At 76.3% G+C, this 11,495-nt stretch carries 9 protein-coding genes; 5 read left to right on the top strand and 4 right to left on the bottom strand.

The window, feature by feature from the left end:
* Positions 1 to 45: 45 nt before the first annotated feature.
* The 3 genes from AQJ66_RS25805 to AQJ66_RS25795 all read right to left on the bottom strand — a co-directional run bounded on the left by AQJ66_RS25805 (position 46) and on the right by AQJ66_RS25795 (position 2,821).
* Positions 46 to 645 carry an acyltransferase gene (locus AQJ66_RS25805; RefSeq protein WP_061926784.1) on the bottom strand — a complete coding sequence of 200 codons (600 nt, stop codon included), beginning with the start codon at positions 643 to 645 and terminating at the stop codon, positions 46 to 48.
* Between the two features lie 29 nt (positions 646 to 674).
* Positions 675 to 1,742 (bottom strand): glucose-1-phosphate thymidylyltransferase, encoded by a 1,068-nt coding sequence (locus AQJ66_RS25800; RefSeq protein WP_061926782.1) that lies wholly within the window; start codon positions 1,740 to 1,742, stop codon positions 675 to 677.
* Between the two features lie 80 nt (positions 1,743 to 1,822).
* Positions 1,823 to 2,821, bottom strand: a complete 999-nt coding sequence (locus AQJ66_RS25795) for a protein kinase family protein (protein ID WP_159052642.1) — start codon at positions 2,819 to 2,821, stop codon at positions 1,823 to 1,825.
* Between the two features lie 61 nt (positions 2,822 to 2,882).
* Between AQJ66_RS25795 and AQJ66_RS25790 the strand changes: the two genes are divergently transcribed.
* Positions 2,883 to 3,545, top strand: coding sequence for a hypothetical protein (locus tag AQJ66_RS25790; protein WP_159052641.1), 663 nt, complete (start codon positions 2,883 to 2,885; stop codon positions 3,543 to 3,545).
* A 789-nt stretch (positions 3,546 to 4,334) separates the two neighbouring features.
* A complete protein-coding gene (locus AQJ66_RS25785; RefSeq protein WP_061926776.1) occupies positions 4,335 to 6,137 on the top strand; it encodes a LuxR family transcriptional regulator AbsR2 in 1,803 nt (600 codons plus the stop codon).
* Between the two features lie 120 nt (positions 6,138 to 6,257).
* Here AQJ66_RS25785 and AQJ66_RS25780 read toward each other — a convergent pair whose 3' ends face one another.
* Entirely contained in the window at positions 6,258 to 8,870 is a 2,613-nt protein-coding gene (locus tag AQJ66_RS25780) for a CHAT domain-containing protein (RefSeq protein WP_107119048.1), read from the bottom strand.
* A 74-nt stretch (positions 8,871 to 8,944) separates the two neighbouring features.
* On the opposite strand from AQJ66_RS25780, the gene AQJ66_RS25775 reads away from it, so the two are divergent.
* Genes AQJ66_RS25775 through AQJ66_RS25765 form a run of 3 tightly spaced genes read left to right on the top strand, consistent with a single transcriptional unit; the run spans position 8,945 to position 11,489 of the window.
* Positions 8,945 to 10,369 carry a S8/S53 family peptidase gene (locus AQJ66_RS25775; RefSeq protein ID WP_061926772.1) on the top strand — a complete coding sequence of 475 codons (1,425 nt, stop codon included), beginning with the start codon at positions 8,945 to 8,947 and terminating at the stop codon, positions 10,367 to 10,369.
* The gene (locus tag AQJ66_RS25770) at positions 10,366 to 11,004 is read left to right on the top strand and encodes an RNA polymerase sigma factor (RefSeq protein WP_208611458.1); all 639 of its coding nucleotides are present in this window, start codon (positions 10,366 to 10,368) and stop codon (positions 11,002 to 11,004) included. Before AQJ66_RS25775 ends, AQJ66_RS25770 begins: the two co-directional genes overlap by 4 nt.
* Positions 11,005 to 11,009: 5 nt before the next feature.
* Positions 11,010 to 11,489 carry a hypothetical protein gene (locus tag AQJ66_RS25765; protein ID WP_061926768.1) on the top strand — a complete coding sequence of 160 codons (480 nt, stop codon included), beginning with the start codon at positions 11,010 to 11,012 and terminating at the stop codon, positions 11,487 to 11,489.
* The last annotated feature ends 6 nt before the right edge of the window (positions 11,490 to 11,495 follow it).

Here is an 11,495-nt window from a genome sequence, read left to right as displayed (position 1 = left end):
GACTCGCGGTGGCGGACTCGGCGTCACGGGCTCGCGGTCGGGGACTCAGCCGCGCTCGACGAGCTCGCCGTCCTTCTCGTCGTGGAGCGCGCCCGTCTCGGGGCACTCCCACACGCCCGGCTCCCCGGCCCGCTCGGCCAGGCGCACCCCGGCCCGTCCCACCCAGCCGATCCGGCGCGCCGGGACACCGGCCACCAGTGCGAAGTCCGGCACGTCCCGGGTCACCACGGCGCCCGCCGCGACCAGCGCCCACCGGCCCACGCGCACCGGCGCCACGCACACCGAGCGGGCCCCCAGCGAGGCCCCCTCGGCCACGACCACCGCCACGGCCTCCCAGTCGCCGCCGCGCTTGAGCCGGCCCTCGGGATCCACCGAGCGCGGGAAGTGGTCGTTGGTGAGGACGGCCGCCGGTCCGACGAACACCCCGTCACCGAGCACGGCGGGCTCGTAGACGAGGGCGTGGTTCTGCAGTTTCACCTGGTCGCCGATCCGCACGCCCGGACCGACGTACGCCCCCCGGCCGACGATGCACTCCCTGCCCAGCCGGGCGTCCTCGCGGATCTGGGCCAGGTCCCAGACCGTCGTTCCCTCGCCGAGGGTGGCCGTCTCGTCGACCTGGGCGGTCGGCTGGATCCTGCTGTTCATGGGCTGAAACCTTTCTTCTTGGTCGGCCGTCACGACGAGATCCGCACCTTGCTGTGGTCGCCGAGGACGAGGCGGTGGGCGGCGGGCTTGCGGGTCGCGGGGGTGACCTCGACGTCGCGGCCGACGAGGGAGGCCTCCACACGCCCGACGCCGCGCAGCGAGGAGCCGCGCAGCACGATCGAGTACTCGATCTCGCTGTCCTCGATCCGGCAGTCGCCGGCTATCGAGGTGAAGGGGCCGACGTAGGAGCCGGCGACCACGGTGCCCGGGCCCACGACCGCCGGGCCGAGGATCCGGCTGCCGGTCACCTCCGCCCCGGCCTCGATGCGCACCCGGCCGATGATCTCGCTGTCGTCGTCGACCGTGCCGTCGATGCGGCGCTCCAGTGTCTCCAGCACCGAACGGTTGACCTCGAGCATGTCGGTGACGTTCCCGGTGTCCTTCCAGTAGCCGGAGATCGTCGTGGAGCGCACCTCCCGCCCGGCGTCGATCAGCCACTGGACGGCGTGCGTGATCTCCAGCTCGCCGCGCCAGGACGGTTCGATCGCGCGCACGGCCTCGTGGACCGCCGGCGAGAACAGGTACACGCCCACCAGCGCCAGTTCGCTCCTCGGCCGCCGGGGCTTCTCCTCCAGGCCGATCACCTGTCCGGCCGCGTCCAGTTCGGCCACCCCGAACGCGGTCGGGTTCGGGACCCTCGTCAGCAGGATCTGCGCGTCCGGCCGTTCGGCGCGGAAGGCGTCCACCAGGTCCGCGATGCCGCCGACGACGAAGTTGTCGCCGAGGTACATCACGAAGTCGTCGTCGCCGAGGAAGTCACGGGCGATCAGCACCGCGTGGGCCAGCCCCAGCGGCGCCGCCTGCGGGATGTAGGTGACGTCGACGCCGAACGCGGACCCGTCGCCGACCGCCGCCCGGATCTCCGCGGCGGTGTCCCCGACGACGATCCCGACCTCGGTGACACCCGCCTCGGCGATCGCCTCCAGGCCGTAGAAGAGCACCGGCTTGTTCGCGACCGGTACGAGCTGCTTCGCCGAGGTGTGGGTGATGGGCCGCAACCGGGTGCCTGAGCCACCGGCCAGGACGAGTGCCTTCATGGGTGATCACCCTACTGACGCGCTCCTCGCTGACGGGGGCATTCCGCATACTTTCGTACCGCTTCCGGCGGGGCGCCCGCTCAGCCTCCGCCGGCCGCCTCCGTCACCAGGGACGCGAACTCCCCGGCCGTCCACACCGGCCGCTCGGGCAGCGGCCGCAGAGCGGCGCAGACGAGCGACGCGAGCCGCCCGCCGGCGCCGTGCCCGGTGAGCCGCCGCACCACCCGCTCGTGCGCCTGCCGGTAGGGCGGGTCCTCGCCGGTGAGCAGCCAATGGGCCACGGCCGCCAGGGAGTAGAGGTCCGACCGGCGGCTGTGGTGGCGGTCCCCGGTGCGGATCTCCGGGGCCACGTAGGGGGACGGGTTGCGGTGGAAGAGCCGGGAGACCGAGGCGGTGGCCGTGCGCGGCACCCGCATCCACTCCAGCATGGACACCTTGCAGTAGGGGTCGTCCGGGGCGCCCGGGGGAGGCGGGCACAGGTACGCCGAGTCCGGCGAGAGATGGCGCAGGACCAGGTCGCCCGCGTGGAGTTCGGCCACCGCGGCGCCCAGCGCGGTGACGACGGCGGCGGCCTCGGCGGCGGGCAGCGGGGCGGGCAGGCCGCGCACCGGGCGGTCGTGCTCCCACACGTACGCCACCAGCAGGTGCGGTTCCACCGCGTAGGTGTCCCGGGGCAGCAGCACCGGCCGGAAGACCCGCGCGGCGAGGTCCGGCCGGTCCGCCAGCGCCCGGGCCACCGCGTGCATCCGGTCGCTGAGGTCCCGTCGCAGGTCCGCCGCCTCGGCCTCGGGCAGGGTGGTCATGTTCTCGCCGACGACCTTCAGGTAGTACGGCAGGCCGTGCGCCTCCGCCCGGTACGCCTGCCAGCCGTCCCCGAGCGCGTGCAGGGCCCCCAGCCGGAAACCGGAGAGCACCGGCGGGACGGCGATCTCGCCGACCAGCCGCCGCAGGCACTCCTCGAACTCCCGCGGGCGGGCGCCGCCGGGGGCGATCTCCCGGACCCGGGCGACCAGCGCCGCGGCATCCTGGGACACCAGCGTCCTGGCGGCCTCGGACCCCGGGTCGGTGAGGACGGGCACCCGGGGGACCACCAGCAGGCAGTCCGTCCGGCCCGGCCGGCAGCTCCGGGCTCTCCCCGATGTGCCGGGCGACGCCGCCGAGCCGGCCGCGGATCGACGCGAGGTGGCTGTGCGCCTCGGCGACCACGCCCCCGGTGCGGCCGGTCTCGCCGAGCACGAGGGCGGGGCGCAGCGCCTCCTCCGGCTCCAGCAGGCTCAGCTGGGTCTCCAGCAGGTCGAGGACGGGCACGACGTCGAAGGCGCCGGTGTCGCCGTCCTCCTCGGTGAGGTCCAGCAGGACCAGGGGCAGCAGGGCGCGCGCGGGGCCGGACAGCTGGGCCGCCTCGTCGTCGCCGAGACGCAGCGCCGCGGGCGGCGGGGACTGCCGCACGATGTCGGTCAGGGCGACCACCTCGCGCATCCGGCCGGCGATCCGGTCGGCGGTCTCCACGATCTGCTGGTAGCGCACCCCGCCCATGGTGAGCGGCTTGAGCAGCGCGTTGTTGACCGTCTTGACGGCGTCGGCTGGGGACTTGGCCAGCAGCAGGCAGGTGTCGGGGCCGTCCTCCAGGAGCGTCTGCAGCGGGCGCAGGAACAGGTCCCGGCCCATGACCCGGTTGGCGGCCGCGGCCTCCTCGGTCTCGGCGGTGAGCCGCCGGCGGGCCTCGCGCAGCAGCCCGCCCCGGGCCGCGTACAGCGCCGGGCGCCCCCCCCGCCGAGACGATCGGCTGCAGCGCGTGCTTGAGGGACCGCGGCAGCGCGTCCTCGCTGAGGAACGTCCCCGTGGCGAACCGGCTGGTCCAGGCGAAGTGCCAGAAGTCGAGCAGGGCGCCCACGCCGTCGGGGTCGGCGCTGATGAAGGCCCGGGCGAGCGCCTCCACCTGGCCGACGGCGAGCGACTTCTCCGGGGCGACGGCGTGCGCGTGGAAGATCGCCTGGCGGGCGACGACCACGGAGACGGGGGCGGCGGCGCCGGCGAGGTCCGGATCGTCGGGGGAACCGGACGTCAGCCACCTGGTCCAGCGTTCTGCGGCCGACGACCATTCCACGGACCCACCCACCCGTGCCCCCCGAGTTGTCGAACGTGTGACTGAGCGTCAAGACGAAGCGCTACAAGCATTGTTGACGGAATCGGTACACGCTTCGGAGGCACCTCGGATTATCAGCTTCGGCGCAAACGGGACCCCGGACGGAGAAGCCGGAACGCCCGCCCCCGCGCGCCCCACCACGGCATCTGCGGCCGGCGGGAGGGGCGTAGCCCGTGCGGCGGTGGCCGGTTCCGTGCCGCCCACGGGCTCCGTACGGGCGCCAGGTGCCGGGCCGGGGGTGCGCGGGGCCCGGCCGGCGTGCGGCGCGCAGGACACGGCGCGGCCGGGGATGTCGCCCTCCCCCGAAGGCGGCATCCCCGGCGGCTCCCCCGATGCCCGCGCCGTGGCCTGGACTGCCAGGGTGGCCGCCCCGGGGGCCGGGCGCCTGAGTCGGGGGGTACTCAAGTCGCCCTGTATCAGACCTGAGCAGACGTACTCCCGATGGTGTGACGACTCACGAACAGGACGCGAAGACCCTCGAGCTGCCCTGGCCGTTCACCGGCCGGGCGGACGAACTGGACCAGGTGCGCCGCTCGTTGGCGGCCGGACGGCCCGGCATCGTGGTGACCGGACCGGCCGGGCGCGGCAAGACACGGCTGATCACGGAGGCCGTCCGGGGCACGGACCGCGCCCGGGTGACCGGCACCCCCGAGACGCGCGGACTGCGCTTCGCGGCCTTCGCGCACCTCCTGCCCGACTCCGTCTCGCTGCACCGCGCGCTGCACCTGCTGTCCGGCGTCCGCCTCCTCGTCGTCGACGACGCCCACCTGCTCGACGACGCCTCCGCCGCGCTCGTCCACCAGCTCGCCGTGCACGGGCGCACCCGGCTGGCCGTGGCCGCCACCGACGGCGGGCGGGCGCCGGGCGCGGTGTCCCGGCTGTGGACCGGGGACCTGCTGCCGCGCCTGGCGCTGGAACCGCTGTCCGGCGAGGCCACCGCCCACCTCCTCGGCCCGGCCGGTCTGGAGCCGCTCACCGTGCGCCGGCTGCACCGGGTGTGCCGGGGCGATCTGCGGCTGCTGCGCGACCTGATCCAGGCCCTGCACCGGTCCGGCGGACTGGTCCGCCTCCCCGGCGGCGACGACTGGGCCTGGCGCGGCCCCGTCCCGGTCTCCGCGGCCGTCCGCGACCGCCTCGCCCCCGTCCTCGACCGCGCCGACGCCGGCGAACGCGAGGCACTGGACCGGCTCGCCCTCGCCGAGCCCCTGCCGCTCCCGCTGGACGACCTCGCCCCGGACGCCCGCGCCCTGGCCGTCCTCGAACGCCTGGAGGCGGACGGCCTGATCCGCGTGGACGACCGGGGCGCCGTCACCCTCACCCACCCGCTGCACGGCCCGGCCCTGCGCGCCACCGCCGGCCGGCTGCGGACACGGCGGCTCGCCCACCGCGCACCGGAGCGCTGGCGGCCCGCCCTGCACGCCGAACAGGCCGTCCTGCGGAGCCGGTTGGCGCGGCACGACGTGCGGGCCGTGGCGACACCGGTGGGGGACTGGCTGCTGCACGAGGGACTGCCGGTCCCGGCCGGCTACGCGGTCGTACGCGCCCGGTACGCCCGGCTGCGCGGCGAGCTGCGCGAGGCGGCCGCGTGGGCGCGCGAGGGGCTGCGGGCGGCGCCGGGGGACGCGGAGTGCCGCGGCGAGAGCGATTTAGCGGCCGGGCAGTCGGGAGAGGCGTCGGGCTCGGGCGTGTGGGCCGCGGCGGCCCGTGGCGACCTCGACGCCGCCCTGGACGCGATCGCCGGGGACGACGTGCTGGACCTCTACGACGCCGTGCGCCTCGGTGCGCCCGAACGGGTCGCCGGGCGGCTGCCGGCCGGCGGGCCCTTCGCCCGGCACGCCGAGGCGCTCGCCCGGGAGGACGGGCCCGCGCTGGACCGGGCGGCCGAGGCGCTGGAGCGGCGCGGCTTCCTGCTGTTCGCCGCGGAGGCCCGCGCCCAGGCCGTACGCGCCCACCGGGACCCGCGCGCCGCCCGCCTCTCCCGTACCCGCGCGGTCGCCCTGGCCCGCCGCTGCCAGGGCGCCCGCACGCCCGCGCTGGCCGGGCTCGTCCTCGGCGAACTCACCGCCCGGCAGCGGCAGATCGTCACCCTCGCGGCGGCCGGACTGAGCAACCGCGAGATCGCCGAACGGCTGACCCTGTCCGTACGGACCGTCGGCAACCACCTGTACGGCGCCTACACCCGACTCGGCGCGAGCGACCGGGGCGCCCTGCCGTACCTCACCGACCTGCCGCGGACAAAGCCCGCCTGACGGCCCACAGGCCGCTCCGGCCGCGGCGCCGGCGGGGCGGCGCGAGTGTCGTGAAGCGGCTCGGCGGGGGAGAGGGCGCCCGCCTCCGGCACGGTCCGTCGGCCCCCGGCCCGACGCCCCTCACGCCGCGCCGAACGCGGCGAACGCCCAGCCGGTGGCCTGGTGGAGCGGGTCGTCCGGCTGGGCGGCGCGGGCGTCGCGGAGGGACTCGGCGAGGGAGTGGCCCGCGTCGAGTCCCTTGTGCAGGGCGAGCATCAGGGGCACGACCGCGGCGTCGTTGACCGGGGCGCTGCTCGCCACCACCCCGGCCGTGCCCAGCGGCAGCAACGCGGTGACCAGGCCCAGCAGTTCGTCGGCGCCCACCGAGGCCAGGCGGGCGGTGTCGCAGCTGGACAGGATGATGCGGTACGGGCTGCGCGCCAGGCGCTCGAAGTCGTGCACGATCAGGGGCCCGTCGGCCATCCGCAGGGCCGAGAACAGGGGGCTGTCGGCGCGGAACGTGCCGTGTGCGGCGAGGTGGGCGAGGCCCGCGCCGTCGAGTTCCGCCAGCACGCTCGGGACCTGCGCCGCCCGGCCCTCCAGGACCCGCGCCGTGCCGTACCGGCCGGCCAGTTCGGGTACCTCCGCGCCGCCCGTGGCGAGCCCGGGGCCGCGCACCAGGACGGTCCGGCCGTCCCGCGGCGGCTCGGTCTCCCGCGCGCGCAGCCAGCTGCCCGCCGACGGCGACACGCTGAGCACCCGCTCCCGCAGCGCGGGCAGCAGCGCCCACGGCACCCGGTGCAGGGCGCCCGGCGGCACGATCACCACCGGCCCCGGCCCGAGATGCGCAGCGGCGTCGCCCAGCAGCACTTCCTCCAGGCGCCGGCCCGCCGCCTCCACCAGCGGCAGCCGCGCCTCGCCGCCCGGGTGGGCGAGGCGCCGCAGCCCGGCCTGCACGTGCTCGGCCTCGGCCACGGCCTCGGCGAGCGCGCCGCCCGCGAACCGCCGGACCCGGCCCTGCCCGCACAGCAGGACGTGCACCCGGCCGTCCACGACGGCCAGTTCGATCAGGCGCGCCCGGCCGAGCCGGTCCAGCAGACGGGCCACGTCCAGCCGGTCGCCGGCGCCGGGCGCGTCGCCGTGGGTGTGGTGGGTGCGGGAGCGGATCTCCCGTTCCAGGCGCCGCTGTTCGCGCTCCAGGGCGGGCACCGGGCGGCCCTCCCTGCGGGCCTCCTCCGCGCGGGCCGCTATCTCCCGGTAGGCGGTCAGGCAGCCCAGCAGCGCCGGGTCGGCGGGCGGCCGGGCGGGCGGCGCGGACAGCACCGTCGCCCGCCAGCGCTCGCTCCACTCCAGCAGCCGCCGCGGACCCCCGTGCGCGAGGCTCGCCTCCTGGGCGAGCGCGGCCAGTTCGGCGCCCCGAGCGGTGGCGCGGGCCCGCAGCTCGGAGGCGCCCAGCGTCATCCGGTGGTCGTCGAGCACGTCCAGGCCGCGCCGGCAGGCCTCCCGCACCCCGCGCGGCGAACCGGCCGCCCGGGCCCGCAGCGCCTGCGCCACCCAGCCGGTCACCCGGGCGGTCGGCGGGCCGCCGTACCGGCTGCGCGCGGCCACCGCCAGATGCCGATCCGCCTGGGCCGTCCGGCCCAGCCCGAGCGCGATGCGCCCGGCCAGCAGCGAGGCCTCGGGCGCGGCGGGCGAGCCGAAGGCGGCGAGGCGCTCGGCGGCCGCCGCCGCGTCCGCCACCAGCCGGGCCGAGCCGCCGCCGGCCGCGGCACGCGCCTCGATGAGCACCAGCCGGGCGTGCGTCTCCCACCAGGGCCGCCGCTGCACCGCGAACAGGCGTACGGCGTCGGCGGCGCGGGCGACCGCGGTGTCGGTGTCCCCGGCCGAGCGGGCGGCCCCGGCGGCGGCGAGCAGCAGCTCGGCCTTGCGCGTGGCCTGCCCGCCCATCCGGTCCAGCAGCGCGATCGCCGCGTCGGCCTCCGTCAGCGCCTCCGGGGCGAGTCCTGCCGCCATCAGCACCTCGCAGCGCCGGACGGACAGCATGAACGTGGGCGTGCCGAGCTTGGCGTACCGCTCCTCGGCCTCGTCCAGCAGCCGCAGCGCGGCCGGGATGTCGCCCGAGCGGAACGCGGCCAGGCCCCGGCTCTCCACCGCGTCCGCCTTGTCGTGCTCCTGGCCGGTGGTGTCCCACAGCCGCTCGGCCGCGGTGAAGTCGGCGTCGGCCCGGTCCACGGCGCCCAGCGCCAGATGCACGGTGGCCCGCAGGGTCAGCGCCCGGGCGGTCCAGATGTCGTCCCCGGCCTGCCGCAGCACCGGAAGCGCCCGCCGCACGTCCTCCAGCGCCTCCCGGTGCCGCCCGAGCACCCACCACACATAAGCCCGCCGGTACCGCACCCGGGCCCTGGTGTGTCCGCTGCCCCGCGCGACACCCCGCTCGAACGACGCGAGCCCCTGCCGCGTGCGCCCCGCGTGCACCAGTGCGACCCCCAGCGTCGCGAGCACATCGGCCTCCCGCTCGGCGGACGCGGCGCGCGCGGCGAGGTCCCGGGCCCGGCGCAGATGCCGCAGGGCGATCTTCAGATCGCCGAAGTCCCGCTGCCAGATGCCCAGGACCTGGTGGGCCACGCTGGCGTGCAGCGGCGGGGGACCGGTGTGCAGGACGTGTTCCGCGCGTGCCCGGGCCTCGCCCGGGTCGGCGAACACCATCGGCAGCAGTTCGAGCACCGAGTCGCTTCCCGCTGTCACGCCTCGCATGGTAGTGGCCTGGTGTATCAATCGGCGGGCCGGCGGCTCTCACTGTCGACCACCGTCCAGGGGGAGGACCCGCGATGGCTCCACAGCGATTCCACGAGCAGTTCGACCAGATCCAGCGCGCGCTGCCGGACGTGGCCCTCGCCATGGGGCCGCAGGAGGAGGCCCACTACCTCTACGAGCGGGGCGTCGTCCTCGCCCGCGACGGCGAGGAGGCCCGCCTGGTCGAGGACACCGTCCGCACCCACTTCACCGAGACCCGCGGCCTGGTCCCGGACCACGTGCGCCGCACCGGGCCGGCCGCCAACCGCACCGGTGTCACCCGGATCCGGGTCGGCGACCCCGCCCAGGGCGAGGACGTGGTGCCGCACGCCCTGCGCGCCCTGCGCGAGGCCGAGGAACGGCAGAGCCGCCCGCTGGTCGCCCGCAACCACGTCGTGCACGTCGCGGTCAACGCCTGCCCCGGTGACGAGCCCGTGCCCGCTCCGCGCAGCGAGCCGCCCAACCCGGCCCCGGCCGAGGGCCGTTACGACCCGGAGAGCGCTGTCGGGGTCCTCGTCGTCGACACCGGACTCGTGCACGACCACGCGTCCTGCCCGCTCCTCGCCCACACCGGCGGCGACGCCCAGACCGGCGAGACCGACGCCGGCGGGGTGCTGCGGCAGTACGTCGGCCACGGCACCTTCATCGCCGGGATCCTGGCCGCCGTCGCCCCCAGCACCGACATCACCGTCCGCGGCACGCTCAGCGACGCGGGCGCCGTCCTGGAGTCGGAGTTCGGCACGCGGCTCTTCGAGGCCGTCGACCAGGGCGGCTGGCCCGACATCATCAGCCTGTCCGCCGGCACCTCCAACGGCCGCACCGACGGCCTGCTCGGCCTCGACGGGTTCATGCGGGAACTGCGCGAGCAGCGCACCCTGCTGGTGGCCGCCGCCGGCAACAACGCGAGCGACGTGCCGTTCTGGCCCGCCGCCTACGCCGCGCTGCCCGAGTACGCGGACAGCGTGCTGTCGGTCGGCGCGCTGCGCGGTGACGGGGAGTCCGCCGCCTGCTTCACCAACCACGGCCCCTGGGTGCGGGTGTACGCCCCCGGCGAGCGCCTCACCGGCGTTCTCACGGGCTTCGACACGCCCGTGCCCTACGTCTACCAGCACTCCACCTACGACACCTGCCGCTACGGCTTCACCTACGCCTGCACCTGCCAGTACCCGCGCCACACCGGTGTGTTGAGCGAGGCGCGGGAGAGCACCGGGGCGAAGCCGGACCAGGTGATGTTCGACGGTCTCGCGCAGTGGAGCGGCACCTCCTTCGCCACCCCCGCCGTCGCCGGACTCGTGGCGGCCCACATGACGGCGCACCGGGAGCGCGACCCGCGCGCCGCCCGCACACAACTGCTCGGTTCCTCCACCGAGTCCGCCGACGTGCGCGGGGCGCGTGTTCCGGCGCTCCGGCCGCCCACCTGGCGCCCGGTTCCGGTCGCGACCCCGGCGCGGTCCGTATGAGGGCCGGAACCCTCCACTCCACGGCGTACGATGACGTGCCGTACACGAGGGGTGGAGCCGTGGACCGTACAGAGGTCGGCGCGCTGGTCCGGTCCGCCGTCGACGGGGACGCCGCGGCCTGGAAGGCGCTGGTGGAAGGGCTGAGTCCGCTGGTGTGGTCGGTCGTGCGCGCGCACCGGCTCTCCGACGCCGACGCCCACGAGGTCTTCTCGACCGTCTGGTTCCGTTTCGCCCAGCACCTCGGCCGGCTGCGGGAACCCGACAAGGCGGGCTCCTGGCTGGCGAGCACGGCCCGGCACGAGTGCCTGAAGGTGCTCAGGGGGCTGACGCGGCTGACGCTGACGGACGACCCGCAGGTGCTGGACCGGGCGAGCGAGGAGCGGACGCCGGAGCAGTCGCTGATCGACTCCGAGGAGCAGGCCCTCCAGGCCGAGCGGATCCGCCGGCTGTGGCAGGAGTTCGAGGCGCTCGGCGAACGCTGCCGGCAACTGCTGCGGGTGCTGATGGCCTCGCCGCCGCCCAGCTATCTGGAGGTGTCGTCCGCGCTCGGCATCGCGGTCGGCAGCATCGGGCCCCTGCGCCAGCGCTGCCTGCGCCGGCTGCGGGCCCGGATGGACGCGCGGGGGGCGGCGTGAGCGGCATGGACGACGACGGGACGTTCCCCGCGGAGGGCTTCGACGAGGCCGGGTTCGACGGCGATCTGCTGGAGGAGGAGCTGCGCGAGGCGGCCGCCGTACTGGACCCCGTACCCCCCGAGCTGCGCCGCGTCGCCATGGGCGCCTACGCGCTGCACGACCTGGACGCCGAGATCGCCGAGCTGACCTTCGACTCGCTCGTGGACGCGCTGCCGGTCAGGGGAGTGCCCCAGGCCCCGCGCATGCTGACCTTCCGGGCCGGCGAGCTGACCGTCGACGTGGAGGTCACCGAAGAGGGTCTGATCGGCCAGGTGCTGCCGCCGCAGCCGGCGCGCATCGAGGTCCTGGGCGGTCCGCAGACGGCCCAGCCGGTCGCGGTCGACACCCTGGGCCGCTTCACCAGTGACCAGACGCCCGCCGGCCCGTTCGCCCTGCGGCTGCGCACCGGCGGGACGGTGGTCGTCACGGAGTGGCTGCGGGCCTGACCCGGC

Source organism: Streptomyces bungoensis (genome assembly GCF_001514215.1).
Lineage (GTDB): Bacteria > Actinomycetota > Actinomycetes > Streptomycetales > Streptomycetaceae > Streptomyces > Streptomyces bungoensis.
This window is presented reverse-complemented; position numbering and strand designations above follow the sequence as displayed.

Bases quoted from the DNA above. Each gene is read 5' to 3' on its own strand.
- AQJ66_RS25805 (WP_061926784.1), bottom strand. From the start codon at position 645: ATGAACAGCAGGATCCAGCCGACCGCCCAGGTCGACGAGACGGCCACC.
- AQJ66_RS25765 (WP_061926768.1), top strand. From the start codon at position 11,010: ATGGACGACGACGGGACGTTCCCCGCGGAGGGCTTCGACGAGGCCGGG.
- AQJ66_RS25780 (WP_107119048.1), bottom strand. From the start codon at position 8,870: ATGCGAGGCGTGACAGCGGGAAGCGACTCGGTGCTCGAACTGCTGCCG.
- AQJ66_RS25800 (WP_061926782.1), bottom strand. From the start codon at position 1,742: ATGAAGGCACTCGTCCTGGCCGGTGGCTCAGGCACCCGGTTGCGGCCC.
- AQJ66_RS25770 (WP_208611458.1), top strand. From the start codon at position 10,366: ATGAGGGCCGGAACCCTCCACTCCACGGCGTACGATGACGTGCCGTAC.
- AQJ66_RS25775 (WP_061926772.1), top strand. From the start codon at position 8,945: ATGGCTCCACAGCGATTCCACGAGCAGTTCGACCAGATCCAGCGCGCG.